Here is a 25155-nt window from a genome sequence, read left to right on the forward strand (position 1 = left end):
AACGCGTCGGCCAATAGATGTCTCGGCGCCACAGATCAAGAGAGTGAGTAATGGGCGCACAGTGGAAGGTTAAACACAAAGAAGCGGCATCCAACGCCAAGGGCAAGATTTTCGGCAAACTGGTGAAAGAAATCACCATTGCTGCGCGCAACGGCGCCGATACCGCCACCAACGCACACCTGCGACTTGTGGTTGAACAGGCCAAGAAAGCCTCGATGCCCAAGGAAACCCTCGATCGTGCGATCAAGAAAGGCGCGGGCCTGTTGGGCGAAACCGTGCAATACCATCGCGTGACTTACGAAGGCTTCGCACCGCACCAGGTGCCGCTGATCGTTGAATGCGTGACCGACAACATCAACCGCACCGTGGCTGAAATCCGCGTGGCGTTCCGTAAGGGCCAATTGGGCGCTTCGGGTTCGGTGTCGTGGGACTTCAACCATGTCGGCATGATCGAGGCGTCCCCGGACAGCCCGGACGCCGATCCGGAAATGGCCGCCATTGAAGCAGGAGCCCAGGATTTCGAGCCAGGTGAAGAAGAGGGCACAACCCTGTTCCTGACCGAGCCAGCGGACCTGGATGCGGTGCAAAAAGCACTGCCAGAGCAAGGTTTCACTGTGTTGGCGGCGAAACTGGGTTATCAGCCGAAGAACCCGGTCAGCGGTTTGAGCGATGAGCAAATGGCTGAAGTCGAAGCGTTCCTTGAAGGCCTCGACAACCATGATGATGTGCAGGATATGTTTGTGGGTCTGGCTGGGTAATTTGCTTATTCAGTAATACCGCTATCGCGAGCAGGCTCACTCCTACAGTTGAATTGAGTTCTATCTGACGAACTCGGTCAACTGTAGGAGTGAGCCTGCTCGCGAATGACCGCGCAGCGGTCACCTATCTTGCAGTTCCCGCACAATCTCGCTAAACCCCGGCCGCTTCAGCACCTCTGGCTGACAGCATCGCTCTTGCAACACTTCCAGCTCTACGCGCGCGATATCGCTCAGCCCCGAGTCGATGCGCTCCAGCAGTTCCCCCAGCAACACACCAAATGCCCGCACCTCGATCCGTTGCAGCGCTCGGCTTTCAGGGCTGTCGCAGGTTGCGTGGAAAGACGCCGCGCCAAAATCCCCCAGCAGGCAATCACCGTGCTCGTTCCACAGAATATTGTGGCCATAGAGGTCGCCGTGGGTGATGCCTTGGCGGTGCAAGTGTTTGGCCACCGAGGCGACGCCATGGGCGATTCGCAATGCCACGCCCGCGCTGAAACGGGTGTCATCGGTGTAGATGTCGCGGGTGCAGGAGGCCAGGCTCGGCAGCGCGGCCAGATTGCGATAACTCGGATCGATCAGTTGCATGACCAGCCCGGCTTGCTGGTCGGGATGATCGACGATTCGGCCTTCGACCCGGATCAGGTTAGGGTGAAGGCCGGCGGTGATGCAGGCGTTCATTTCGTGCAGGGGTGAACCGTCGCTGGTCATTTCACCCTTGTAGAGCTTGACCGCGACCGGCATGGCCGGTTGCCCCGGTTGTTGCCATGTGGCCCGATAAATCACCCCCGAAGCGCCTTCGCCCAGTTGCTGCCCCAGACGCAATTGATCCCAGGGAATCTGGGCCGTGGCTTCCAGTGCAGCCGCATCGGCTTCGGTTTCCAGCGGGTTACCGGCGTACGCCAGCCAGGTCAGGCTGGGCAAGGCCAGTAGCCATTCGGGCAGTTCACTGAGCTGATTGGCGGCGATGCGAATCAGTTCGAGCCGATGGCACTGACTCAGGCTGCGGGGCAGGCGCTGCAAGCGGTTACCGGCGAGCATGAGTTTTTGCAGGTACGGTCGGTCGCCCAGTTCAGTAGGCAGTTCGGTGATGCGGTTGTCGGTCAGGATCAACCAGCGCAGCAACGGCGGCAGCGCGGCAGCAGGGACGGTTTCGATGGCATTGGCCTTGAAACCGATCATCGTCAACGCGGCGCATTGGCCCAGGCACGCCGGCAGTTCGGTGAACAGGTTGTCCGAACAGAACAGCACCCGTAAGCGGGTCAGGCGATGGAGGTCATCCGGCAGGCTGCGCAAGGCGTTGCCGGTGAGGTTGAGCACTTCCAGCGAGTCTGCCAGGTCAAAGATTTCCCGGGGGAATTCTGTCAGGCCGCAAGCCAGGTCCAGGCGGGTGATGCCAGTCAATTGGCCGGCGCGCAGTTGGGCGAGGGTATCCATGAGCGAGTTCGCTTTTGATCAAGGGAAGGCGCAGGGGCCTGGAAATGGGCGACATGATAGCGGTAAAGCAGACTCGCCTGTCAGGTGGGTACGCGTACCTCCAGCAACTGCCCCAAACGGCTGCGCGTACGCGCCAGATCGATGGCATCGCCGCCCAGGCTTTCACGCAACGACTGTTGGCCGAGCAGCGTCAGGTGTTTGTCCTGATCGTATAAAACGTCGATCAAATTGATAAAACGCTGCTGCGCGGCGATCGAACAGTCGGCCAGGTTGGGCAGTTCGTCAATGATCCAGTGATCGAAGCGCCGGCACAGCTCCAGATAATCCATGACCGCCGTGGGGTGATCGCACAGATCGCCAAAGGTGAAGCCGATGGTCCTTGCTTCACAGTGCCGCGCTTGAAAGTGCCGGGTGCCGACCGGCAGTTGCAACGGCAGGGCGTCGCGTTCGGGCAGGTTCAATGCCTGGCGTTGCGTCACGCTACCCGGCCAGACATACCGCCCTTGAGTAAACACCTGCTGCGCATGCGTTTTCACCTGACTGCGGTAGTCATGCGGGCCGCCGACCTCCATCACGTGCATGCGGGCGTGGATCAACTCGATGACCGGTTTGAAACGCGCGTGGTAGAGCGGGTTGGGTAACAACCCTTCCGGCGGATAGTTGGACGTTACCATCAGCAGAATGCCGCGACGGAACAGCGCCTTGAACAACCGCGTGATGAGCATCGCATCGCCGATGTCATGGACGTGAAACTCGTCGAAACACAACACCTGGCAATCGCTCAGCAGTTCATCGAGGGTGACTGCCAGCGCATCGGGTTGATCGCGATGGGTGAACATGCCCTGATGCAACCGGGCAAAGAACTCGTGGAAGTGCAGCCGCTGTTTTGTCTCGATCGGGATCGCCTGGAAGAAGCCGTCGAGCAACCAGCTCTTGCCGCGTCCAACCGCGCCATGCAGGTAAAGACCGGGGAGCGTTTTCGCCGACTCGCCGAGCAGTGCGGTGGCGTGCTGCGCCATGCAGTCGATCACTCGCTGCTGGCTGTGGCTGAGGGTGTAGCCCTGGGCATGGGCCTTTTGACGGAAGTATTCGTGGACGACTTTGCCCGCCGAGATGCCGCTGGCCGGCGCCGCAAGCGCTTTGCACAAAAGGCTGCGCAAGGAAGGCAAGCGTGGTGTCAGTCGCGAACGGTTGGGCGGTCGAGCGGCCATGGTCATAACATCCAGAAATCGTCAGGCCGGCTCCCCGAGCAGCAGCGGCGGCGTAGTGTAACCAGATGGGTAGTTTTCCTTCTAGTCATGTCGATGGACGATGCGGGTTGTCGGACAGGGATTACAGCCTGTAGCAGCTGTCGAGCCTACGAGGCTGCGTTCGACTGCGCAGCAGTCGTGAAATCAGGCAAAGCGGTGTTCCAGAAGGACCGTGTGTGCGGGGTTTACGACTGCTGCGCAGCCGAACGCCGCCTCGCGGTGCTCGACAGCTGCTACAAGCCGAACGCCGCCTCGCGGTGCTCGACAGCTGCTACAAGCCGGACGCAGCCTCGCGCTGCTCGACAGCTGCTACATCGATAGCGGAGCTGCCGAGCTGGGTGCGGGGGCAGTTATCTACCGTTCGATGCTGCGATTCCACCGCGCGTTCCACGCCGGGCGCTGTTCGTTGACCTGATCCCAATCGATGGCAATCGCCGTTTGCAGGTACTGCTTCATCGCCTCGACCTGGCCGCGCGTCTTGTCGGTGGTCGGGGTGTTCGGGTTGGACGGGATCTGGTCACCGTCTTCAAGTGCGGCAGCTTGCGCTTCAGGCGTCAGCAAAAACGCGGCGAGTTTTTGCGCCAGTTCCGGCTGGGTGTTGTTGGCGATGGCGCACTCCGCGACGTTGAGCACCACGGCGCCTTCCTTCGGTTGTGCGTATTCGACCGGCATGCCTTTGAGTTTCAGCGCGGTGACCTGAGTCGGGGTCAACGGGAACAGCGCGGCTTCGTCGGTCTGAAGCATCTCGGAAATTTTCGCCGAGCTCGGGATGTATTCCAGCACGTTGCGTCCGACGGTGTTCGGCCAGGCCTTGAAACCTGGTTCGACGTCGGTTTCGCTGCCGCCCTGGATCCGGTTGAACATCAGGAAGCCGTGCAGGCCGAAGGTCGACGAAGCCATCGACTGGAACACCAGTTTGTCCTTGAAGCGCGGGTCGGCCATGTCCATCCACGACGTCGGCGCGCTCCAGCCTTTTTCCTTGAACAACCGTGTGTTGTACGCCAGCCCGGTAACGCCGAGACTGACCGCCACGGCCTGATCCTTGATTCGGCCTTTGGCGGGAATCTGCGCCAGGGGCGGGCTGTCCTCAAGCTTGTCACACAGGCCCATAGCGATGGCGCGGTACATGATGCCGTCGTCGAGGAACATCACGTGCAGTTGCGGGTTGCCTTTACTGGCCTGGACCTTGGCCAGAATATCGGCGGAGGTACCGGGCACGATGACCACTTTGACGTTGTTGGCTTTTTCGAAAACCGGCAATACCTTGTCGGCGTACAGCCGCTCCATGGTCCCGCCGTTCATGCCCAGATAAAGCGTCGGCTCGGCGTGAGCCTGGGTAACCGTGAGCAGGGCGCTCAGGCATGAAAATCCGAGCAGTGCAGTGCGTTTGAAATGATTCATTGGCGCGACCTTCCTCTTTCAAGCTACGGAGATGGAGTGAAACCGGGTGATGGAAAACGCATCCAGCGACGTCGACGAGGCGCCGTTGCAGATGATCTCGGTGAGCGCCTGGCCCACCGCCGGCCCGATCTGAAAACCCGCACCGGCAAAGCCGAACGCGTGCAACAGACCGGGTTGAGTGCTGCTGTGGCCGATCACCGGTTGGCGGTCGGGCAGATATCCTTCAGTGCCGCTCCAGGTGCGAATCGCCTGAGCGCCTTCAAGAAACGGGTAAAGTTCGACGGCCTGGCGCAGGATCTCGATCACTGCTTGTTGGCCGGGGCGCGCGCGGGCACCGTCAAGGGCAAAGCCTTGGCCACCGCCGAGCACGCAATTGCCGCGAGCGACCTGACGGGCATAAATGCCGCCGCCTTCAACGCCGGTGCTGGCATTCATCACCAGGGGCAACGGCTCGGTGACCAGCATCGCCGGGTGCCCGGCGTGCATGGGCACCGCTTCGCCGAAGTGTTCGGCAAGGCTGCCGGCCCAGGCGCCGGCGCAGTTCAGCAGCCATGGCGCGTGCAGTTCGAGACCGTTTTGGGTGCTGACCCGAAAGCGCTGGCCGTCGTGCTCCACGGAAGAGACCGCTGATTGTTCATGAACCTGTGCGCCGTGGCGACGCGCGGCTTGGGCGAAAGCGGGGGAAACCAGTCGCGGGTTGGCGTGACCATCGTCGGGGCAAAACGAAGCGCCGACGGCGACGTCACCGACCCAAGGAAAACGTGCGCGCAATTCAAGGCGATCAAGGACCTGCAAATCGAGGCCGAAACCCTGGCTGCTGGTGGCGTAATCCTGCAAAGCGCGCAAGTCGTCGAGGCTGCGCGCGAGCTTCAAATGGCCGCTGCGCTGATATTCACCGTCAATGCCAATCCACTGTGGCAGTTGTCCCCAAATCTCGTGGGCCCGCTGCGACAAGGGCAATTGCGACAGCGGCCGACCCTGACGCCGCACGCCGCCATAGTTCACTCCGCTGGAATGTGAACCGCAAAAATCCCGCTCCAGCAATGCCACACGACGTCCGGCTTTGCTGAGAAACAGGGCGGCCGAGGCACCGACGATGCCGCCGCCGATGATGATGGCGTCAACTTCGATCACGATTCGACCTCCAGGCCAAACGGCAGCGGCTTGATCGGCGCTTGTGCGCGCAGTCGACCGATCTGCGATACGTCACGCTGGCTTTCGCAGGCAATAATTTCTGCGGCACCAGCGCCACACATCCGCCCCTGGCAGCGGCCCATGCCAACGCGGCAATGGGCTTTGACCCGGTTGATTTCCCAGTGGCCTTCGCGCACGACCTGACGGATATCGCCGGCGCGCACTTCTTCGCAGCGGCAGATCATCACGTCGTCTGCGGTTTCGGTTGCCCAGTGTTCGGGGAAGATGAAGGCCTGTTCCAGCCCTTTGCGAAAGGTGTTTACCTGGGTGAGCGATTGTTCCAATTGGACGCAGCGCTGCGGCGCAATCAGGTAGCCGATGTCTTCGAGCGCGGCCAGCGCTGCCCGTTCACCGGCCATTTCCGCGGCATCGGCGCCCATGATCCCGGCGCCGTCACCGGCCAGATAAACCTCGGCGACACTGCTGCGCCCGGCACTGTCACGTTGCGGCAGCCAGGCGCGGTTGAGCGGGTTCCAGGCAAATTCGCAGCCCAGCAAATCGGCGAGTTGGGTTTCGCTACGCAGGCCATGGGCGAAGGCGACGGCGTCACACGTCAGGCGTTGTTCGCCCTTTGAGCCGGACCAGTTGAGCGACTGAACCCGGTGTTCGCCGTCGATGCGTTGCAAGGTGGCGCCCTGATGCACCGGGATGCCGTGAGCGGTCAGCCAGCTGCGGTAATAAATGCCTTTGGCCAGCGTAGCCGGTTGCGAGAGCAAGCCGGGCAGGGCGCGGACTTGGGCACTGAAGGGTGAACTGTCGAGCACCGCGACCACTTTCGCGCCGGCCTTGGCGTATTGATATGCGACCAGATATAGCAATGGACCGCTGCCGGCGAACACCACGCGTTCCCCGATGGCGCAGCCCTGAAATTTCAGGGCGATCTGCGCCGCGCCGAGGCTGTAGACGCCGGGTAACGTCCAGCCTTGCACCGGCAGAATCCGGTCGGTGGCGCCCGTAGCGACAATCACGCGGGAGAATTCAATTCGTGCGGCGCGACCTTCATGCAACGTGTCGAGCGCATCCGTTTCGGCATTCCACACCAGGGTATCCGGCCGATAGTCGAGCTGTTCGCGCAACGTATCCAGGGTCTGATGCAGCGCCTCGGCCTTGCCCGCTTCGAAGCCATACAACTTGACCGCCGAACGCTTGAAGTTGGCCGGCTGGCGCCGATAAATCTGCCCGCCACCGCGCGCGGCTTCATCCAGCAAAACCGGGCGAACGCCATGCGCCACCAGCGTCTGCGCCGCCCGAATCCCGGCCGGGCCGGCACCGATGATCACCACGGGCTTCATACCCACCACCATTCAAATGATCGCCGCAACACCCTTGTGGGAGCGAGCCTGCTCGCGAAGACGGCGGTAGTTTCAACATAGGTGGTGACTGATACACCGCTTTCGCGAGCAGGCTCGCTCCCACATTTGATTTGTGTTGATTGCAGGTGTTGTGATCGCCGCTGAACCCCTGTGGGGTTGCAGTTGAAAGGTGTGTTCATAGCGAGCGCCCCGGTTCGCGGGTGATGTGGTGATCGTTCTCAAGCAGCGTCGAACACGCGCGCACGCGCCGGCCATCGCCCAGGCGGACCCAGCAGTCCTGACACGCCCCCATCAGGCAGAACCCGGCGCGGGGCTCGGCGCTGAAGTCGCTGCCGCGCAGGTGGTCGCTGCAGGTCAGCACCGCGGTCAGCACGGTGTCTCCGAGCAGGGCGGTGGCCGGTTGGCCGTCGAGGGTAAAGTTCACGGCCGGGCGGTCGCCCTCGGCCAGTCGTTTCAGCAAAGCCATGGCGCCCTCATTGTTTACCCACCAGCACCCGATCAAGGCCGTAGACCCGATCAAGCAGAATCATGGTCAGCGCGGTCAGCGCGATCACCAGGGCCGACACCGCCGCCATCATCGGATCGATGGATTCGGTGGCGTACACGTACATGCGCACCGGCAGGGTTTGCGTGGCCGGCGAGGTGACGAAAATCGACAGCGTGACCTCGTCAAAGCTGTTGATGAACGCCAGCAACCAGCCCCCCGCTACCCCCGGCAGAATCATCGGCAAGGTGATTTCCCGGAACAGCGTGAAGCGTCCGGCGCCGAGGGATTGCGCCGCATGTTCGGCGCTACGATCCAGGCCAATGGCCGAGGCCAGCACCAGTCGCAGCACATAGGGAGTGATCACCAGCACATGGGCGAAAATCAGCCAGGTGAAGCTGCCGTTGACCCCCATCAGCGCAAACAGACGCAGCAAGGCAACGCCCAGCACCAAGTGCGGAATGATGATGGGCGACAGGAACAGACCGTTGAAAAAGTCCCGTCCCGGAAACTCGAAACGGGTGATCGCCAATGCCGCTGGCACCGCAATCAGGGTCGCCAGGCTGGCGGCGCAGAACGCCAGAATCAAGCTGTTGTAGAACGCATCGACAAAATCGGCGCGCTCGAAGACCGCACGGAACCAGCGCAGTGAAAACTCCGTGGTCGGCAGGCTCAGGGTGTTTTCCGGGGTGAACGCAACGAGGCAGACCACCACCAGCGGCGCGAGCATGAACAGCACCACCAGGGCATGGAACAGCAGGGCGAAAGGACCGTTCTTGGACATGACGAGTTATCCCAATGACTTCTTGTAGCGGCCTTCGATCATCCGGTTCCACGACAGCATGATCAGCAGGTTGAGCAACAGCAGCGCCACGGCAATCGCCGCGCCCATCGGCCAGTTCAGCTCCGACAGGTACTGGTCGTAGATCAGTGTGGCGACCATTTTCAGTCGACGCCCGCCCAGCAGGCCGGGGATGGCAAATGAGCTGGCGGCCAGGCCGAACACGATCAAGGTGCCTGACAACACGCCCGGCATAATCTGCGGCAGAACCACCTGACGCATCACCGTGAAGTGACTGGCGCCGAGGGACATCGCCGCTTGTTCGGCGGCCGGGTCGAGTTTCTGCAGCGAGGTCCAGACCGGAATAATCATGAACGGCAGCATCACGTGAACCAGCGCTATCACCACCGCGAACGGCGTGTACAACAGCTTCATCGGCGAACCGCCGAAGGCTTGCAGGGTTTGATTGACCAGGCCGTCGGCGCCGAGCAACAGGCTCCAGCCGAACGCACGCACCACCACCGAAATCAGTAGCGGCGTGAGGATCAAAATCAAAAAGATCGAACGCCACGGTGCGCCCATGCGACTGAGGATGTAGGCCTCGGGCACGCCGATCACCACGCAAAGCAGGGTAGTCAGGGCGCTGATCCACATCGTGCGCAGAAAGATCTCGTAGAAGTACGGGTCGCCCAGCAGGCTGCTGTAATGACTGAGGGTGTAGGCGTCGCCATTGATCCCCGAGCTGTAGTCGAAGACGTTGAACGACAACACCAGCGTCAGCAGCAGCGGGATGGCCAGCAGGCTGACGTACAACGCCAGGGCCGGTGCCGACAACAAATACCCTTGGCGTCCCTGGCGAACGGCGACCAACGTACTCATGCCGACACCTCATCGACAGTCAGCACCCGCAGCAGCGTTGCATCCCAGTCGAGACCGACCGCTGTGCCTTCGTTCAGCGGTGTCGAACCGTCGTTGCGACGCACCACGCTGATGTCGCCCAGGGTCGTGGAGACGCCATACAACCATTGGCTACCGAGGAAGAAGCGGCTGGCGATCTTGCCCTGTAGACGCCCGTGATCTCGCTCGCGCAGATCGATTTTTTCCGGGCGCAGGCTCAGGGTCAGCTCGCCGCCACTGCGCACTTGCACCACGCCCGAGCCGTCACGTTCGCCGGGTAGCAGGTTGGCTTTGCCGACGAAGCCGGAAATGAACTCGGTGCGTGGATGTTCGTAARGGGTGTAAGGCGCGTCGATTTGCGTGATGCGTCCGGCCTGCATCACCACCACGCGGTCGCTGATGGACAGCGCTTCGGATTGGTCGTGGGTGACCATCAGCGTGGTGATCCCGACTTCGCGCTGAATGCGGCGGATCTCGAATTGCATTTCTTCGCGCAGGTTGGCATCGAGGTTGGACAGCGGCTCGTCGAGCAGCAGCACGGGCGGCTCGATCACCAAGGCCCGGGCCAGTGCCACACGCTGGCGCTGGCCACCGGAAAGCTCGCGTGGATAACGCTCGGCATGTTGATCCAGGCGCACCAGTTTCAGCACCCGGGCCACGCGTTGCTGCAACTCGGCGGCGGGTACTTTGCGCATCCGCAGGCCGAAGGCGACGTTGTCTTTGACGGTCATGTGCGGGAACAGCGCGTAACTCTGGAATACCACGCCCAAGCCACGGCTGGCGGGTTTGGCGTGGGTGATGTCACGGCCGTCGAGCAGGATGCGACCGCTGGTGACTTCAACGAAGCCGGCGATCATTTGCAGGGTGGTGGTTTTGCCGCACCCGGACGGACCGAGCAAAGACACGAACTCGCCTTTCTCCACCGATAGGTTGGTAGCCACGACGGCGTCGATTTCGCCGTAACGTTTGCCGAGTCCTTCAAGTTGCACAAAAGCCATGACTGCGCTCCACCTGAGATTGTTATGCGTCACCCGAAGGCGCGCTTTTTTGTATGGGCAGATACGAAAAGGTCTTGCTGGGTGCGTTGGCGCTCGACTTGAGTCGGCTGCCGCTGTTGTTCGAATCGCCCCTGTGGACGCAGATTAGGACGAAGACTAGGATGGGCTCAATGGCCTATTTCACTGAAGCGATGACTATTTTCGATTTCATTCAGTGAGTAAATTTATTGTCGAGAAACCATATGCCTGATTCCACTGAGCGGAATGAAAACAAAAATGAAGTCGGTGTCGGCGCGGTCTCCCGATTGTTTGCCGTGCTGCGCAGCCTCGGTGACACCGTCGAGGGCGGGGAGCGCGTGACGCAACTGGCGCAGCGCATCGGCTTGTCGCAACCCACTACGCACCGTTTGTTGCGCAGCCTGATGGACGAGGGCATGGTCGAACAGGATGTGCGCAGCAAACGCTATCGCCTGAGCCTGGATTTTTTTGCCTTGGCGGCGCGTGCGGGCAATACCGGCAACCTGCGCGAACTGGTGCGACCGTCGCTGCTGCGGCTCTCGGCTTCGTTGGGGGATTCGTTGTTTCTATTGGCGCGCAGCGGTTTCGAYGCGATCTGCCTGGACCGCAGCGAAGGGCCGTTTCCGATCCGCACGTTCACCGGCGATATCGGTGGGCGAGTGGCGCTGGGAGTGGGTCAGGGCAGCCTGGCGATTCTGGCGTTTCTACCGGAGGAGGAGCGTGACACGGTGATTCGCTACAACTTGCCGCGACTCAAGGATTTCCATCTTTACGACGAAGTGTTCCTGCGCGCGGAGGTCGAGAACGTGCGCTCGCTGGGTTATGCCGGGCGCAACACCGGTGTGCTGCAAGGCATGGCCGGGGTGGCGGTGCCGATTCTGGATCGAGAGGGGCGGGCGGTGGCGGCGTTGAGTGTGGCGACGGTCAGTGACCGGCTTGGGCCGGATCGATTGCCGACGGTGGTGGAAATGCTCAAGCGCGAAGCCGCGATGATCGGGCCGCGGATTAATCCCTTCGATCCGCTGCTGCGCCGGCCTTCGCAGGTGTTTGGGCAGGGCTGAATAAATCGCTGATCCCCCTTGTAGGAGTGAGCCTGCTCGCGATGAGGCCGGTACATCCAACATTGATGTCAACTGGCCCACCGCTATCGCGAGCAGGCTCACTCCTACAGTTGATTGGGGGTAGGTCCAGGTTTTGTAATCGACGCCGACCTCTGTGGGAGCACCACAAGGGGATCCGCGGTGTGGTCAGAATTGCGCGGTTTGCTTGAGCATCTGCGCCGCCGGTGTGTCGCTCGGGCTGACCATCGCATAGTTGTAGCCGCTGCCGGACCAGTACTCGGCCTGCAACTCGCCATCGCTGCGACTTCCCCGTGGCAGCAAGTTGTTTTTCGGTCCCGGTGGGCGCACGTAGAAGCTGATCTTGTGCCCGCCCTGATCTTCATAAACCACCATCGCCGCCGGCCCTTGTTCGGTGCTGAGCAAACGGCCGCTGACCGGTTTGAAACCTGCGCCCGACAGGTCCGGCAGGCGATTGGCGCGGGTGAAATAACGGTCGAGCCACCCCTGCATGTCGCCGTCGGCGCTGACTTTATAGTCGGCTGGCAGGATGCCTTGCTGGGCGATCAGGCGATAAGCCTGCATGGCATCGGTCATCGGCAGCGAGGTACTGGCCAGGGTCATCTCGCGCGCTTGCCAGCCGCTCAACCCACCGACGCTGACGGCGATCAACAGCATCGCCGCACTGGCCAGATGACGACGGGATTGGTGTTTAAGGCGCTGGCGAATCAGCGCCGGGTCAAGCTCCTGATTGACGGGTTGCTGCAGGGCTCCGCTCAGGGCTGCCCGCAATTGTTGGGCGTCGTGCTGCCAGGCGCGCACTTGCGCGGCCATTTGCGGGTTGCTGGCCAGATAGGTCTCGACCAGACGTCGGTCGGCGTCGTCGAGTTGGTGATCGACGTAAGCGTGCAGGTCACGCTCGCTTGGGGGCATGCTGATCATTTGAGTATCCGCAAAGAAGGGCTGGTGATTTCGCCGTCGCTGAGCTGGCGCAAGGCCTGGCGGGCGCGGGACAGGCGGGACATCACGGTGCCGGTGGGGACGTCGAGAATCTCGGCGACCTCTTTATAACTCAATCCTTCTACCGACACCCAAAGCAGCAGCGCGCGCTGTTCGGTGGTGAGTTGATCGAAGGCGTGCAGCGTCGATTGGGCAATCACCGTGCGTTCGACCGACGGCTGTGCGTCGTCGCGCCCGGTAAAGAATTCGAGCATTCGTGCATAACGCCGGGTGCGGCGATGGGCATCCAGAAACTGCCGGTACAGAATCGAAAACAACCAGGCGCGCAAGTCACCCCCAGGGCGTTTGTCACCCCAGCTCGACAGCGCTCGCTCCAGGCTCGACTGCACCAGATCGTCGGCGCTGCTGGGATTGCGCGTCAGTGAAACGGCGAAACGCCGCAACCTGGGAATGATTTCTCTGAGTTGTTCGTCGATATCGTTCATGTGTTTCTGACTAGTCACTACGCTTTGGACTAGGAAGACGCCCGGTATTCGAGGTTATTCCACGCCTGCAAAAATAAACACCGGGCGATGGAATAAAGCACGGTGGGGTACGTCTGCTTGATTCTTCTCACTTGTGGCCGATGGCCCTGGAGTTATTCATGGTAGATCGCTCATCACCGCCCACCCGGCCACCGCTGAGTGCCGCAAGCCTGACGCTGCGTTTGACTGGCATTGCGGTGGTGGTCGCCGCGCTGGCCGGTGCCTTTGCCTACGTCAACGGCACACTCGACCCACAGCGCCTGACACCAAAAGCGCTGATCAACGTGCTGGAAAAGAACAACGGCGTACACCCGGGTTTCCGCCGTAACCACGCCAAAGGCGTGTGCGTGATCGGCCATTTCGAAAGCACCGCTGAAGCACGCAGTTATTCCCGTGCGCAGGTGTTCAGTGAAGCCCGGACCCCGGTGGTCGGGCGATTCGCACTGCCCGCCGGCAACCCTTACGCACCGGACAGCGCCGTACCGATTCGCAGCATGGCGTTGCGTTTCACCCAGGCCAATGGTCAACAGTGGCGCACCGGGATGAACAGCATGCCGGTGTTCCCGGTGGGCACTCCTGAGGCGTTTTATCAATTTCAGCAAGCCCAGTCACCGGATCCTGCCACTGGTAAACCCAACCCGACGGCGGTCCCGGCATTCTTCGGTTCTCATCCGGAATCTGCGCCGTTCCTGGCCTGGATCAAAACCGCCAAGCCGTCGGCCAGTTATGCGACGGAGACTTACAACAGTGTCAACGCGTTTTACCTGGTGAACGCGGCCGGTCAACGCCAGGCAGTGCGTTGGCAAATGGTGCCGGTGGCGCAGGATGCAGTGGGTGCCACAGCGCCTGAAGGCAGTGATTTTCTTGAGAAAGACCTGGTTCAGCGCTTGTCGGCAGGGCCGCTGCATTGGCAGTTGAGGATCACGCTGGCGAACCCGGAGGATCCGGTCGACGACGCCAGCAAGGCCTGGCCCGACGGTCGCAAAGTCCTGAATGCCGGCACCTTGGTCCTTGAAAGTACGCAGCCACAACTCAATGGCGAGTGCCGCGACATCAACTACGATCCGCTCGTGCTGCCCAGCGGTATCGAAGGTTCCCACGACCCGTTGCTCGCTGCTCGTTCAGCCGGTTACGCCAATTCCTACTTGCGCCGCACCAGTGAAGTCAGTCAGTTGCCCGCCGCTAAACAGGAGGCTCAACAATGAGCGCTCAACCGAACCATTTCGCGCCGTTGGCGCGGCTGCTGCATTGGCTGATGGCGCTGATGATCATTGCGATGCTGTTTATCGGCGCGGGGATGGTGGCCTCGGTGTCCGAGCGCCATGAGTGGTTGATTCATCTGCACAAGCCGTTGGGCGTTGCGATTTTGCTGCTGGTGATCGTGCGTTTGTTCGTGCGTTTTTCCACGCAACAGCCACCGTTGCCAGCAGACTTGCCGGGTTGGCAGGCACTGGCGGCCAAGGCCTCGCACGTGTTGCTGTACGTCTTGATGTTGGTATTGCCGTTGCTCGGTTGGGCAATGATTTCGGCGGCGGGGGACCCGGTGATGCTTGGCACTTCGATCCAGTTGCCGTCGATCCTGCCGGCCAATGCACAGGTGTTTGCGTTCCTGCGCAAGGCGCATGGGTATCTGGCGTATCTGCTGTTTCTCACCGTACTGCTGCACTTGGCGGCGGCGTTGTTTCACGGTTGGGTGCGGCGCGATGACGTGCTGGACAGCATGTTGCGCGGCAAGGATCGCGGCTGACCCCTGTAGCAGCCTGCGTCCCTTGTAGCAGCTGCCGAAGGCTGCGTCCGGCTGCGAAGCAGTCGTCATCAAAAACACCGCGGTTGATCTGAAACACCGCGGTGTTCGTTTTTACGACTGCTTCGCAGCCGGACGCAGGCTGCGCCAGCTGCTACAGGGGCCGGGCGATCAGCGCAGGGTGTCGACCATGTCAGCGATGGTGGTCAACACGTCTTTGCCCAATTGCTTCGAGCGCTTGCCGGACCAGCCCGTGAGCGCATTCGGTGCATCGTTGTTGTCCTTGAACGGCATCTCCAGGGTCAACGACAGGCAGTCGAATTTCTGACCGACGCTGTTGCAGGCTAGGGTCATGTTGGCTTTTCCCGGTTCGTCGCGGGTGTAGCCGTGCTTGGTCTGGAAATCCTTGGTCAGGTGTTTCAGATGGCTGCGGAAATGCTCTTCGAGTTTTTCGATTCTCGGCGTATAGCCTGGATTGCCTTCGCAGCCGGCGGTGAACACGTAAGGGATTTCTTCATCGCCGTGGACGTCGAGGAACAGGTCGACGCCATATTTTTCCATCTGCTGTTGAGCGAACAGCACTTCTGGGCTGAGGTCCTGGCTGGCGCTCTGCCAGGCGCGGTTCAGGTCTTGGCCCATGGCGTTGGTGCGCAGGTGACCAAGGAAGGCGCCGTCCGGGTTCATGTTCGGGATCAGGTACAGGTCGGCGCTGGCCAGCAGTTTGTTCAACACTGGGTCGTCGTGTTTTTCCAGACGTTCGATCACGCCTTCCATAAACCACTCGGCCATGTGTTCGCCGGGATGTTGCTGAGCGATCATCCAGACCTTGCGCCGGCCTTCGGCACCCGTGCCCTTACGCAGCAACTGGATGTCTCGACCTTCAACACTCTTACCCGTGGCCAGCAGCTCGGTGCCGGCCTTGGTCAGTGCCTGTTCGATCAGCCAGTCGTGACGGCCACGACCGTAAGGTTCGAAGTAGGCAAACCAGGCGTGCGTGGCGGTGGTTTCGAGGCTGAAGCGCAGGCAGTCGCCTTCAAAGATGGTGGGGACGCGGAACCAGTTGACGTGATCGTAGGATGCAACGGCCTGATAACCGTCCCAGGCTTTGTTGTATGAGGACTTGCTGGCGTTGTTCAGGCGAAACCAATGTTCCTGACCCACGTGCAGGCCGCTGGCCTTGAAGTGGAACCATTGAAAATGCTGGCTGCGAGTGTCGGGTTTGATGGCCAGTAACGCTTGAAGCGGATTGCTGATATCCAGTACTTCAATGTTGCCGCTGTCAAAGTTTGCACTGATGTCGAAGGAAGATTTGGCCGCAGTCATAGTCGGTTCCTGAATATGATTTTTATGGCTGCTACTTTACACGCTGGAAAGGATCAGGCGGCTGGAAAAAATCGCCAAGTCCTATAGGTCGCCATTGTTTTTCCTCAGAACCCGGGTTGTGGAATGGCGCATGGTTCCTGAGGAGGGCAGGATTGCTGGACGGCTACCGTTGCGCCATTCACCCCGAACATCGCCCTGCGGTGAAGTGAAACCTTCATCGGCGCGTATAGATCACCATCAGGATGGCCCCCTGCACCGAGCCCGCGCTGTGTGCCGCGTTCGGTGCGCGGCAACAGTAGTCGCCGACGTTCAGTGTTCGGTTCTGATCGTAGAATGAGCCTTGGAGTACGAACAGTTGCTCCAACTCCCCTTTATGGGTATGGCTGGCAACATGGGCGCCAGGGTCGACTTTCATCAACAGGGTTTTTTCTCCGCGCTCGCTGTCCTCAAACAGCGGTTTGATCCAGAAGCCTTCAGCCTTTGTCGGCAACCAGTCATCCATCGAGGACGAGTAATAAATAGAGCCTTCGACCGGTCCCTGGATGCCGTTTTTCCCGGCAATGCTCCACGAGGGTGTTTCATTGCTTTGCATGTTTTTCACCTGAGTTCGTTTACAAGTCCTTGACCAGTCTCAAGGCATCGTAGATCGCGGCGTGGGTGTTGCGCGCAGCCACAGCGTCGCCGATGCGAAATAACTGAAATCTGCCGTCCGGGTTGGTCACAACCTGTTGTGGGTTGCCGACGATCAGGTCCTGATGTTCGACCACACCGCCGTTGCTGGAAGCGGATTTCAATTCGAAATACAGTTCGTCCAGCGGTCGGGTGCCGTGGTTGACCACCACTTGATCGACGCGTCGAACCTTGCGCGCATTGCCGTAATCGCTGTCGATCGTGGCCAGCAGATCCTGACCCTCGCGCTCGACGGCGAGCAGCCGGTAGGTGACGGTGAAGGTGGTATCCAATGCTTGCAGCGAGCGCATGTAGGGCACCAGATTCATCGCCATGACTTCCGGCGCGAAGGTCCGGTCCGGCGTCATGATCTCGACTTTTGCGCCACTTCTGGCGATGAACTCGGCAGCCTGCAGCGCCGCATGATCACCGGCGTCGTCGAACAGCAGGACATTGCGCCCGGGTTTCACATCCCCGGCAATAATGTCCCAGGTGGAGACCACCAGCTCATTGCCAGCCGAGAGAATTTCGGTATGGGGCAGGCCGCCGGTGGCGATGATCACCACATCCGGGATCATCATCGTGCTGGTCGCCTTGATTGCCTGGTTCGCCAGCCGCAGCTGGAGAATCGTCTTGGGGTGCGTGTTCACGCTGATGGCGATCGGGTATCTGGACATGTGGTCCGACACGATGAAAACCCTGTCGATGATCTTCGTCTGCACGGTGAAATCCGTCGTCATCGGTTTGCCGACCGGGATCGCGATGGCCCGCTCCAATCGTCTGCAGAACCTGGTCAGCCCGGTACTGGATGTGATGCAGACCCTGCCGAGCTTTGTCTACTTGATTCCGGTGGTGATGTTGCTGGGGATCGGCAAGGTTGCGGGGCTGATAGCGGTTGTGATCTACGCCTTGCCGCCGATGATCCGCCTGACCAATCTCGGCATCCGTCACGTTGACGCCGAGATGCTGGAGTGCGCCGACGCCTTTGGTTCGTCCAGTTGGCAGAAACTGAAAAACGTCCAGTTACCCTTGGCGTTGCCCTCGATCATGGCCGGCATCAACCAGACGATCATGATGGCGCTGGCCATGGTGGTCATCGCGTCGATGATCGGGGTTCAAGGCTTGGGCCAACCGGTGCTCAAGGCTATTTCCAATCAGTATTTCACCCTGGGCATTTTCAACGGGCTGGCCATTGTCGGTATTGCGGTGATCTTTGACCGAGTCAGCCAAGCCTATGGCCGAAGACTGCAAAAGCATTTGGAGAGGGTTCATTGCCACTAATCTGACCAACGATTTCGGCATCGAAATCAGGCATCTCTACAAGATCTTCGGTTACCAGGCGCAGGCCAGTATCGAGCGGGTCAAACAGGGCATGAGCAAGGCTGAACTGTTGAGCAATCACAGTCATGTGCTGGGGTTGAAGGACATCAATATCAGCATGCCGTCCGGGGGGATTCAGGTGATCATGGGGCTTTCCGGTTCGGGTAAGTCGACCTTGATCCGCCATATCAACCGATTGATCGAACCTACCGCCGGCGAAGTCATCGTCGGTGGCGTGGATGTGCTCAAGATGAGCCAGAATGATCTGCGAGAGTTTCGCCGACATAAAATTTCCATGGTGTTTCAGAAGTTCGCGCTGCTGCCAAACCGCACCGTGCTCGACAATGCGGTTTATGGGCTGGAGATCCAGGGAATGTCCCGTGACAGGCAAGTAGAGATTGCTACAGGCTGGTTGGACCGGGTAGGTCTTCAGGGGTATGCGAGTCACTATCCCAATCAGCTGTCCGGAGGCATGCAGCAGCGCGTCGGCCTGGCCCGGGCATTGGCCAGTGATGCGCCGATTCTGTTGATGGATGAAGCGTTCTCGGCCCTGGATCCGCTGATCCGCATGGACATGCAGTCGGTGCTGCTGGACCTGCAAAAAGAGATCAAGAAGACCATCGTGTTCATTACCCATGATCTTGATGAGGCACTGCGCATTGGTGATCGCATCGCAATCTTGCGTGATGGCGAGGTGGTGCAACAAGGCACCCGACAGGAAATCGTCATGAATCCTGCCGATGATTACATTGCCAACTTCGTCAAAGAAGTGAATCGGGGGCGGGTGATCGGCGTCGAGGCAATCATGCGGCCCATTGTTCAGGTGAAAGTCGGAGCGACGTTGGCCGTACCCATGGGGACGTCATTGGAGTCAGCGGTCAAAAGACTTGTTGAAGCGGGGCTCGATGAATTGGTGGTCACAGACAGTCAGGGTCAGCCAGTGGGGCAGTTGGCGCTGAAGTCGATTATAGCGACGATGGTCACCTCGATAGTGAACGAGGAGTCGCAGGTAATTCAGCCAAGAGTGACGTCGAAAGCGTGACGGCTTACCGAAGGAAAACCAGGAGAAATTGCGGGTTGCAGAGGGGGGCGTCCTCCATGACGCAGGCGCAGCTTAGAGACTGTGCGATTGATTCTCAAGTGCTATTTGTACATTAGTTTGGCCCAATGATGCCGGGGCTTCTTTTGCCAACTGATATTCTTTTGATATCATCCGCGCCATCGAATTTGCAGCACCAAAAAGACTTCATTAGCCTGAAGGTAAAGCCAGAATAACTGGCAAAAAAAACCCGGCAAAAAGCCGGGTCAAAAACCGTGATTAGCCTGATGAGGAGATAGTCCAGGAGACCGACCTAAGGTCACTTGGACAATCGACTGATCTCGCGACCAGCTGCATGCAATAATAATCATTCTCGTTTGCAAGTCAAATGATTTTATCTGCACGATTGGAAAATTCTTTCCTGTCCTCCCTGAAAGCACGTCCGCTTCACACGTTCTGATGCCCTTGCAAAGACCGATCGATCATCGCCTTGGCCATGTCGATCATGTGCACCGTCGAAAAGGCCAGGTCGCGGCTCGCACCGTGCAGGTTGCTGGCTGATTCATGTGCCGTCGCCGCAGCGCATCGCAACAAATCCGAGGCATGAACCAGCGCCTCTTCTGCGCTGATGTCCGGGTTCACGTCAAAAAAACGCTCCACAGCAGCGGGTTCGGACACAGTTGGTTTCAAGTAATAATCCAGCGCTCGCTGTGCGGCGGCATTGCCTTTTGGCGAGGTCAGGGTGGTATCGATTTGCATATCTGGCAGGTCATTGCTGGGTAACGTCATGACGATGGCAAGCTCCGTGATAGATTCAGATCCGTAAATCCATCCTAGTACGAACTGTATTTGTGACTGGAATTTAAATACTACAATTTGTGTTTTGTTGGTCGGAGTACCCCACGTATCGTGCCGCACATGGATAAATGGATTGAGTTAGTCAAAGCCAAGATGAGTGACCTCAAAGTCACTCAAGAGGTCCTCGCCGACCGCCTCGGGATGTCCCAGGGTGGCGTGGGTCACTGGCTGAATAAGCGCCGTCAGCCGAGCATCGAAGACATGAATCGTGTCTTGCGCGCGCTCGGGATGGATTTTCTGGAAGTGGCGACGGTGATTCGCGAGCGTCTGGTCTTGCAGGACGACGAGCCTTGCCTGGCCCACAAGTACAACCCGTACTTCCGCTATCCCGTCAGTGACTGGCGCGAGCCCGCGCAAGTGCGTGACGGTGAGTTATCGGTCTACGGCAAACCGCGTTTCGAGCTGACGGATTACCACGCACAGGGCGCAGCTTTCTGGCTGGTGGTGGTGGGGGATGCGATGACCGCACCCACAGGCGTGAGCATCGCCGAGGGCATGATGATTCTGGTGGACCCGGCCATTGTGCCGGAGCCTGGAAAGCTGGTGATCGCGCAGTGGTCGGACAGCACCGAGGCGACTTTTCGCAAACTGATCGAAGAGGGCGGGCAGCGTTACCTGGTCCCGCTCAATCCGACGTATCCGAAAGCCCTTTACACCGATGAATGTCGAATTCTCGGTGTAGTGGTTCAGGCAACGGCTAAATTCTAATCAGATCGGTCCTCGTAAAACGTAGGACCGATCTTCATTTCACGCTTCTTCCAGCTCGACCAACGCACTGCCTTCGCTGACCATTTCGCCTTCCTGGCAATACAAGGCCTTGATCACGCCCGCATGGGGCGCGCGAATGCTGTGCTCCATTTTCATCGCTTCCAACACCACCAATTGCGCCCCGGCTTCGACCGTTTGCCCGGCCTCTACCAGTACTCGTACGATGCTGCCGTTCATTGGAGCGGTGAGCCCACCGTGATGACTGTGGCTGGCTTCGACGGCGCTGATCGGGTCATAGGATTCGATGCGGCGCAGTTCACCTTCCCATTGCAGATAGACATGGTCGCCACGACGGATTGCCCGGTGCTGACGGCGTACGCCGTTGTGCTCAGTCAGCAATTGCTCACCTTGAAGGTGGGCTGTGCGGATGTCGCCCAAGGTTAGCGCGCGGTCCTGGCCTTCGCAGCTCAAGTGCAGGGTGATTTCTTTCGGTAAACCGGCACGGAAACCATTGCCGATAGCCCATGGCGAACTCACGTCATCTGCACGCGGTGAGTCTGGCTGGCTCTGGGCAACCGCCTGAGCGGCAGCCTGCCAAAACGCGTCGCTGAGGTCCGAAGGTGCTGGCAACAATTGCTCCTGAAAACGCGGGATAAACCCGGTGTCCAGTTCTGCAGCAGCAAACGCAGGGTGCGCGATGATCCGGCGCAGGAAGTTGATGTTGGTCTTGAGTCCGCCAATCGCAAACTCATCGAGCATGCTCAGCAACCGCAAGCGCGCCTGTTCACGGTCTTCGCCCCAGGCAATCAATTTGCCCAGCATCGGGTCATAGAACGGTGAAATTTCGTCGCCTTCTTCAACACCGCTGTCGACCCTGCGTCCCGGGCCTTCGGCTGATTCACGATACAGTTCCAGGCGCCCAGTGGCCGGCAGGAAATCATTGGCCGGGTCCTCTGCGTACAGTCGTACTTCAATCGCGTGACCGATCAGCGGCACTTCAGCCTGGGTCATCGGCAGCGCTTCGCCACGGGCCACGCGAATCTGCCAGGCCACCAGGTCCAGACCAGTGATGGCTTCGGTGACCGGGTGTTCAACCTGCAGGCGCGTGTTCATTTCCATAAAGAAGAACTCACCGCGCGAATCCAGCAAGAACTCCAYGGTGCCAGCGCCGACATAACCGATGGCTTGTGCCGAGCGAACAGCGGCTTCGCCCATGGCACGACGCAGTTCCGGGCTCAAGCCTGGCGCGGGTGCTTCCTCAACGACTTTCTGGTGGCGTCGCTGAATCGAGCAGTCACGTTCGTTGAGGTACAGGCAATTGCCATGCTGGTCGGCGAATACCTGGATTTCCACGTGGCGCGGTTTGAGCAGGTACTTCTCTACCAGCATCCGTGAATCGCCAAACGAGGATTTCGCCTCTCGCTGGGCCGAGGCCAGGGCTTCGGCCAACTGGCTGACGTCCTCGACCACTTTCATGCCTTTGCCGCCACCGCCGGCGGTGGCCTTGAGCAGCACCGGATAACCGATACGCTCACAGGCATCGCGGAAGGTGTCGAAGTCCTGAGCTTCTCCGTGATAACCGGGAACCAGCGGTACGCCAGCGGTTTCCATCAGCGCTTTGGCGGCGGATTTGCTGCCCATGGCGTCGATGGCCGAGGCGGGCGGGCCGAGGAAGATCAGACCAGCGTCTTCAATCGCGCGGGCAAACCCGGCGTTCTCCGACAAAAAGCCGTAACCCGGATGGATCGCCTGAGCGCCGCTGGCCTTGGCTGCCGCAATCAGTTTGTCGATTTGCAGGTAACTGTCGGCGGCTTTGCTGCCACCGAGGTCGACGCGGATATCCGCCTCGCGACTGTGTCGCGCTTCACGGTCAGTGGCGCTGTGCACGGCCACGGTGGTCAGGCCCAGGGCTTTGGCGGTACGCATGACGCGGCAGGCGATTTCGCCACGGTTGGCCACCAGCAGGGTGGTGAGAACAGGTGCGCTCATCAACGCGGCTCCTTCGTGGTGGGGGCTTGCCAGCTCGGCGGACGCTTTTGCAAAAAGGCGCGCAGGCCTTCCTGACCTTCGGGGCTGACGCGGATACGGGCGATGGCGTTTTCGGTGTAGCGGCGCAGTGCCGGAGTCAATTCGCCGTGACCGACTTCGCGCAGCAGATCCTTGCTGGCGCGCATGGCGGCCGGGCTGTTGAGTAGCAGATTGTCGATCCACTGGTCGACTTTTTGCTCCAGCTCGGCGGCCGGATAGCTTTCCGACAACAAACCGATTTCCCGCGCCCGTTGCCCGCCGAAACGTTCGGCGGTCAGCGCATAACGGCGTGCCGCGCGTTCACCGATGGCCTGCACCACGAACGGGCTGATCACCGCTGGCGCCAGGCCGATGCGCACTTCCGACAGGCAGAACTGCGCGTCATCGGCGCCAATGGCCATGTCGCAGCAACTGATCAGGCCCAGCGCACCGCCGAAGGCCGCGCCTTGCACCACGGCCAGGGTCGGGACTTTCAACTTGGCGAGGTTGTACATCAACTCCGCCAGTTCCCGGGCGTCGTCGAGGTTGGTGCCGTAATCGAGTTCGGCTGATTGCTGCATCCACGCCAGGTCCGCGCCGGCGCTGAAATGTTTGCCGCGTCCACGCACCAGCAAAAAGCGCAGGCTGGTGTCGCTCGCCACGGCGTCCAGCGCGAGGATCAGTTCGCGGATCATTTGCGCGTTGAACGCGTTGTTCTTTTCTTCACGGCTGAGCCACAGGGTGGCGAAACCCCGTGGGTCGGTCAGCAGTTCGAGGGTATTGAAGTCGCTCATGGTTTTCTCCCGATCACATCCGGAACACGCCGAAGCGGCTCGGTTCGATAGGCGCGTTCAACGACGCGGACAAGGCCAGGGCCAACACATCACGGGTTTGTGCCGGGTCGATGACGCCGTCGTCCCATAGCCGTGCGCTGGAGTAGTAGGGGTGACCCTGTTCTTCGTATTGATCGAGGATCGGTTGCTTGATCTCGGCTTCCTGCTCGGCGCTGAAGCCCTGACCACTGCGTTCGGCCTGCTCGCGCTTGACCTGCACCAACACCCCGGCAGCCTGCTCAGCGCCCATCACACCAATGCGTGCGTTTGGCCACATCCACAGGAAGCGCGGGTCGTAAGCGCGCCCGCACATGCCGTAGTTACCGGCACCAAAACTGCCGCCGATGATCACGGTGAATTTCGGCACTTTGGCGCAGGCCACAGCGGTCACCAGTTTTGCGCCATGCTTGGCGATACCACCGGCCTCGTACTTCTGGCCGACCATAAAGCCGGTGATGTTTTGCAGGAACAGCAACGGGATGCCGCGCTGGCAGGCCAGTTCGATAAAGTGCGCGCCTTTCTGCGCAGCTTCAGCGAACAGGATGCCGTTGTTGGCGAGGATCGCGATCGGGTAGCCGTGCAGGTGGGCAAAGCCGCACACCAGCGTGGTGCCGAACAGTGCTTTGAATTCATCGAACACCGAACCGTCGACCAGACGCGCGATCACTTCGCGCACATCGAACGGTTGCTTGGCGTCCGCCGAGACCACGCCGTACAACTCGTCACTGCTGTACAGCGGCGCAATAGGCGCGCGTTGTTGCAGTTCACCGAGCTTGCGCCAGTTGAGGTTGGCGACGCTGCGTCGGGCAATAGCCAAGGCGTGTTCATCGCTCTCGGCGTAGTGGTCGGCGACCCCGGAAATCTTGCAGTGCACATCGGCCCCGCCCAAGTCTTCGGCGCTGACAACTTCACCGGTCGCCGCTTTTACCAGGGGCGGGCCGGCGAGGAAAATCGTCGCCTGCTGGCGCACCATGATCGCTTCGTCAGCCATCGCGGGCACATACGCACCACCGGCGGTGCACGAGCCCATCACCACGGCAATCTGTGGAATGCCCATGGCGCTCATGTTGGCCTGGTTGAAGAAGATCCGCCCGAAGTGCTCGCGATCCGGGAACACTTCATCCTGACGTGGCAGGTTGGCGCCGCCGGAGTCCACCAGATAGATGCACGGCAGGCGATTCTGCTGGGCGATGGTCTGGGCGCGCAGGTGTTTTTTCACGGTCAGCGGGTAGTACGAGCCACCTTTTACCGTGGCGTCGTTGGCGACGATCATGCATTCGACGCCTTCCACGCGGCCGATCCCGGCAATCACGCCAGCGGCCGGAACGTCTTCACCGTAAACCTCATAGGCCGCCAGTTGGCTGATTTCCAGAAACGGCGAACCCGGATCGAGCAGGCGATTGATCCGCTCGCGGGGCAGCAATTTGCCCCGCGAAGTATGGCGTTCTTGAGCCTTCGGGCCGCCACCCAGCTGCACTTGGGCGAGCAGGGTGTGGAGGGCATCGACCTGTTTGAGCATCGCCGCGCTGTTGGCTGCGAACTCCGCCGAACGGGGGTTGAGCTGGGTATGCAGGATAGCCATGG

Annotated in this window: 24 protein-coding genes and 2 pseudogenes; 8 read left to right on the forward strand and 18 right to left on the reverse strand. The window is 60.2% G+C overall.

The features are described 5' to 3' along the window. Nucleotides 1–50: 50 nt before the first annotated feature. A complete protein-coding gene (locus AC1DWM_RS21965; protein ID WP_223517210.1) occupies nucleotides 51–758 on the forward strand; it encodes a YebC/PmpR family DNA-binding transcriptional regulator in 708 nt (235 codons plus the stop codon). A 120-nt stretch (nucleotides 759–878) separates the two neighbouring features. Here the strand turns inward: AC1DWM_RS21965 and AC1DWM_RS21970 are convergent, their stop codons facing one another. The 9 genes from AC1DWM_RS21970 to AC1DWM_RS22010 form a co-directional block, all read right to left on the reverse strand. After that, the gene (locus tag AC1DWM_RS21970; RefSeq protein ID WP_477796090.1) at nucleotides 879–2192 is read right to left on the reverse strand and encodes a leucine-rich repeat-containing protein kinase family protein; all 1314 of its coding nucleotides are present in this window, start codon (nucleotides 2190–2192) and stop codon (nucleotides 879–881) included. A gap of 80 nt (nucleotides 2193–2272) precedes the next feature. After that, entirely contained in the window at nucleotides 2273–3403 is a 1131-nt protein-coding gene (gene zapE / locus AC1DWM_RS21975) for a cell division protein ZapE (RefSeq protein WP_477796091.1), read from the reverse strand. A gap of 393 nt (nucleotides 3404–3796) precedes the next feature. Then, entirely contained in the window at nucleotides 3797–4843 is a 1047-nt protein-coding gene (locus AC1DWM_RS21980; RefSeq protein ID WP_223517205.1) for an ABC transporter substrate-binding protein, read from the reverse strand. A gap of 18 nt (nucleotides 4844–4861) precedes the next feature. Beyond that, nucleotides 4862–5977 carry an NAD(P)/FAD-dependent oxidoreductase gene (locus tag AC1DWM_RS21985; protein WP_477796092.1) on the reverse strand — a complete coding sequence of 372 codons (1116 nt, stop codon included), beginning with the start codon at nucleotides 5975–5977 and terminating at the stop codon, nucleotides 4862–4864. Further along, on the reverse strand, nucleotides 5974–7329 hold the full coding sequence (locus AC1DWM_RS21990; protein WP_223517201.1) for an FAD/NAD(P)-dependent oxidoreductase: 1356 nt from the start codon (nucleotides 7327–7329) through the stop codon (nucleotides 5974–5976). The genes AC1DWM_RS21985 and AC1DWM_RS21990 overlap by 4 nt, the downstream gene beginning before the upstream one ends. Nucleotides 7330–7525: 196 nt before the next feature. Next, the gene (locus AC1DWM_RS21995) at nucleotides 7526–7816 is read right to left on the reverse strand and encodes a (2Fe-2S)-binding protein (RefSeq protein WP_223517200.1); all 291 of its coding nucleotides are present in this window, start codon (nucleotides 7814–7816) and stop codon (nucleotides 7526–7528) included. A gap of 7 nt (nucleotides 7817–7823) precedes the next feature. Next, on the reverse strand, nucleotides 7824–8618 hold the full coding sequence (locus AC1DWM_RS22000) for an ABC transporter permease (protein WP_223517198.1): 795 nt from the start codon (nucleotides 8616–8618) through the stop codon (nucleotides 7824–7826). A gap of 6 nt (nucleotides 8619–8624) precedes the next feature. Next, nucleotides 8625–9494, reverse strand: coding sequence for an ABC transporter permease (locus tag AC1DWM_RS22005; protein WP_223517196.1), 870 nt, complete (start codon nucleotides 9492–9494; stop codon nucleotides 8625–8627). Beyond that, entirely contained in the window at nucleotides 9491–10510 is a 1020-nt protein-coding gene (locus tag AC1DWM_RS22010; RefSeq protein WP_477796093.1) for an ABC transporter ATP-binding protein, read from the reverse strand. The genes AC1DWM_RS22005 and AC1DWM_RS22010 overlap by 4 nt, the downstream gene beginning before the upstream one ends. 242 nt (nucleotides 10511–10752) lie before the next feature. Between AC1DWM_RS22010 and AC1DWM_RS22015 the strand changes: the two genes are divergently transcribed. Next, nucleotides 10753–11589 carry an IclR family transcriptional regulator gene (locus tag AC1DWM_RS22015; protein WP_477796094.1) on the forward strand — a complete coding sequence of 279 codons (837 nt, stop codon included), beginning with the start codon at nucleotides 10753–10755 and terminating at the stop codon, nucleotides 11587–11589. Nucleotides 11590–11775: 186 nt separating this feature from the next. Here AC1DWM_RS22015 and AC1DWM_RS22020 read toward each other — a convergent pair whose 3' ends face one another. Further along, nucleotides 11776–12528 (reverse strand): anti-sigma factor family protein, encoded by a 753-nt coding sequence (locus tag AC1DWM_RS22020; protein WP_477796095.1) that lies wholly within the window; start codon nucleotides 12526–12528, stop codon nucleotides 11776–11778. Next, complete coding sequence (locus AC1DWM_RS22025; RefSeq protein WP_223517188.1) at nucleotides 12525–13031, reverse strand: sigma-70 family RNA polymerase sigma factor; 507 nt, start codon at nucleotides 13029–13031, stop codon at nucleotides 12525–12527. The genes AC1DWM_RS22020 and AC1DWM_RS22025 overlap by 4 nt, the downstream gene beginning before the upstream one ends. A gap of 158 nt (nucleotides 13032–13189) precedes the next feature. On the opposite strand from AC1DWM_RS22025, the gene AC1DWM_RS22030 reads away from it, so the two are divergent. Next, a complete protein-coding gene (locus AC1DWM_RS22030) occupies nucleotides 13190–14275 on the forward strand; it encodes a catalase family peroxidase (protein ID WP_477796096.1) in 1086 nt (361 codons plus the stop codon). After that, nucleotides 14272–14817 carry a cytochrome b gene (locus AC1DWM_RS22035; protein ID WP_223517184.1) on the forward strand — a complete coding sequence of 182 codons (546 nt, stop codon included), beginning with the start codon at nucleotides 14272–14274 and terminating at the stop codon, nucleotides 14815–14817. Before AC1DWM_RS22030 ends, AC1DWM_RS22035 begins: the two co-directional genes overlap by 4 nt. Nucleotides 14818–14985: 168 nt before the next feature. Here AC1DWM_RS22035 and AC1DWM_RS22040 read toward each other — a convergent pair whose 3' ends face one another. Beyond that, the gene (locus tag AC1DWM_RS22040; RefSeq protein ID WP_477796097.1) at nucleotides 14986–16137 is read right to left on the reverse strand and encodes a M14 family metallopeptidase; all 1152 of its coding nucleotides are present in this window, start codon (nucleotides 16135–16137) and stop codon (nucleotides 14986–14988) included. 113 nt (nucleotides 16138–16250) lie between these two features. On the opposite strand from AC1DWM_RS22040, the pseudogene AC1DWM_RS22045 reads away from it, so the two are divergent. Beyond that, a pseudogene (locus tag AC1DWM_RS22045) lies at nucleotides 16251–16340 on the forward strand (hypothetical protein); the annotation flags it as partial. Between the two features lie 11 nt (nucleotides 16341–16351). Here the strand turns inward: AC1DWM_RS22045 and AC1DWM_RS22050 are convergent. Further along, nucleotides 16352–16729: a cupin domain-containing protein gene (locus tag AC1DWM_RS22050; protein WP_477796098.1), complete on the reverse strand. Its 378-nt coding sequence runs from the start codon at nucleotides 16727–16729 to the stop codon at nucleotides 16352–16354. Between the two features lie 19 nt (nucleotides 16730–16748). After that, a pseudogene (locus AC1DWM_RS22055) lies at nucleotides 16749–17378 on the reverse strand (N-methylproline demethylase); the annotation flags it as partial. Between AC1DWM_RS22055 and AC1DWM_RS22060 the strand changes: the two are divergent. Continuing rightward, the gene (locus tag AC1DWM_RS22060) at nucleotides 17362–18087 is read left to right on the forward strand and encodes an ABC transporter permease (protein WP_477796099.1); all 726 of its coding nucleotides are present in this window, start codon (nucleotides 17362–17364) and stop codon (nucleotides 18085–18087) included. The pseudogene AC1DWM_RS22055 and the gene AC1DWM_RS22060 overlap by 17 nt on opposite strands. Next, nucleotides 18041–19168, forward strand: a complete 1128-nt coding sequence (locus AC1DWM_RS22065; protein WP_477796100.1) for a quaternary amine ABC transporter ATP-binding protein — start codon at nucleotides 18041–18043, stop codon at nucleotides 19166–19168. The genes AC1DWM_RS22060 and AC1DWM_RS22065 overlap by 47 nt, the downstream gene beginning before the upstream one ends. 444 nt (nucleotides 19169–19612) lie before the next feature. Here the strand turns inward: AC1DWM_RS22065 and AC1DWM_RS22070 are convergent, their stop codons facing one another. Further along, on the reverse strand, nucleotides 19613–19954 hold the full coding sequence (locus AC1DWM_RS22070) for a DUF6124 family protein (RefSeq protein ID WP_223517174.1): 342 nt from the start codon (nucleotides 19952–19954) through the stop codon (nucleotides 19613–19615). A gap of 129 nt (nucleotides 19955–20083) precedes the next feature. On the opposite strand from AC1DWM_RS22070, the gene AC1DWM_RS22075 reads away from it, so the two are divergent. Further along, nucleotides 20084–20731 (forward strand): LexA family protein, encoded by a 648-nt coding sequence (locus tag AC1DWM_RS22075; protein ID WP_223517172.1) that lies wholly within the window; start codon nucleotides 20084–20086, stop codon nucleotides 20729–20731. A 39-nt stretch (nucleotides 20732–20770) separates the two neighbouring features. Here AC1DWM_RS22075 and AC1DWM_RS22080 read toward each other — a convergent pair whose 3' ends face one another. The 3 genes from AC1DWM_RS22080 to AC1DWM_RS22090 are packed head-to-tail and all read right to left on the reverse strand — an operon-like array spanning nucleotide 20771 to nucleotide 25153. Continuing rightward, nucleotides 20771–22720, reverse strand: a complete 1950-nt coding sequence (locus AC1DWM_RS22080; protein WP_477796101.1) for an acetyl/propionyl/methylcrotonyl-CoA carboxylase subunit alpha — start codon at nucleotides 22718–22720, stop codon at nucleotides 20771–20773. Continuing rightward, nucleotides 22720–23532, reverse strand: coding sequence for a gamma-carboxygeranoyl-CoA hydratase (locus AC1DWM_RS22085; RefSeq protein ID WP_477796102.1), 813 nt, complete (start codon nucleotides 23530–23532; stop codon nucleotides 22720–22722). Before AC1DWM_RS22085 ends, AC1DWM_RS22080 begins: the two co-directional genes overlap by 1 nt. Before the next feature lie 13 nt (nucleotides 23533–23545). Further along, nucleotides 23546–25153: a carboxyl transferase domain-containing protein gene (locus tag AC1DWM_RS22090; protein WP_477796103.1), complete on the reverse strand. Its 1608-nt coding sequence runs from the start codon at nucleotides 25151–25153 to the stop codon at nucleotides 23546–23548. Nucleotides 25154–25155 lie beyond the last annotated feature (2 nt).

The sequence above is a fragment of the Pseudomonas sp. P4_C8 genome, from assembly GCF_056401975.1.

Coding starts and splice junctions, on each gene's coding strand:
- AC1DWM_RS21980 (WP_223517205.1), bottom strand. CDS start 4,843: ATGAATCATTTCAAACGCACTGCACTGCTCGGATTTTCATGCCTGAGC.
- AC1DWM_RS21990 (WP_223517201.1), bottom strand. CDS start 7,329: ATGAAGCCCGTGGTGATCATCGGTGCCGGCCCGGCCGGGATTCGGGCG.
- AC1DWM_RS22090 (WP_477796103.1), bottom strand. CDS start 25,153: ATGGCTATCCTGCATACCCAGCTCAACCCCCGTTCGGCGGAGTTCGCA.
- AC1DWM_RS21970 (WP_477796090.1), bottom strand. CDS start 2,192: ATGGATACCCTCGCCCAACTGCGCGCCGGCCAATTGACTGGCATCACC.
- AC1DWM_RS22085 (WP_477796102.1), bottom strand. CDS start 23,532: ATGAGCGACTTCAATACCCTCGAACTGCTGACCGACCCACGGGGTTTC.
- AC1DWM_RS22030 (WP_477796096.1), top strand. CDS start 13,190: ATGGTAGATCGCTCATCACCGCCCACCCGGCCACCGCTGAGTGCCGCA.
- AC1DWM_RS22065 (WP_477796100.1), top strand. CDS start 18,041: ATGGCCGAAGACTGCAAAAGCATTTGGAGAGGGTTCATTGCCACTAAT.
- AC1DWM_RS22005 (WP_223517196.1), bottom strand. CDS start 9,494: ATGAGTACGTTGGTCGCCGTTCGCCAGGGACGCCAAGGGTATTTGTTG.
- zapE (WP_477796091.1), bottom strand. CDS start 3,403: ATGGCCGCTCGACCGCCCAACCGTTCGCGACTGACACCACGCTTGCCT.
- AC1DWM_RS21995 (WP_223517200.1), bottom strand. CDS start 7,816: ATGGCTTTGCTGAAACGACTGGCCGAGGGCGACCGCCCGGCCGTGAAC.
- AC1DWM_RS22050 (WP_477796098.1), bottom strand. CDS start 16,729: ATGCAAAGCAATGAAACACCCTCGTGGAGCATTGCCGGGAAAAACGGC.
- AC1DWM_RS22060 (WP_477796099.1), top strand. CDS start 17,362: ATGATCACCACATCCGGGATCATCATCGTGCTGGTCGCCTTGATTGCC.
- AC1DWM_RS22040 (WP_477796097.1), bottom strand. CDS start 16,137: ATGACTGCGGCCAAATCTTCCTTCGACATCAGTGCAAACTTTGACAGC.
- AC1DWM_RS22075 (WP_223517172.1), top strand. CDS start 20,084: ATGGATAAATGGATTGAGTTAGTCAAAGCCAAGATGAGTGACCTCAAA.
- AC1DWM_RS22025 (WP_223517188.1), bottom strand. CDS start 13,031: ATGAACGATATCGACGAACAACTCAGAGAAATCATTCCCAGGTTGCGG.
- AC1DWM_RS22020 (WP_477796095.1), bottom strand. CDS start 12,528: ATGATCAGCATGCCCCCAAGCGAGCGTGACCTGCACGCTTACGTCGAT.
- AC1DWM_RS22000 (WP_223517198.1), bottom strand. CDS start 8,618: ATGTCCAAGAACGGTCCTTTCGCCCTGCTGTTCCATGCCCTGGTGGTG.
- AC1DWM_RS21965 (WP_223517210.1), top strand. CDS start 51: ATGGGCGCACAGTGGAAGGTTAAACACAAAGAAGCGGCATCCAACGCC.
- AC1DWM_RS22035 (WP_223517184.1), top strand. CDS start 14,272: ATGAGCGCTCAACCGAACCATTTCGCGCCGTTGGCGCGGCTGCTGCAT.
- AC1DWM_RS22070 (WP_223517174.1), bottom strand. CDS start 19,954: ATGACGTTACCCAGCAATGACCTGCCAGATATGCAAATCGATACCACC.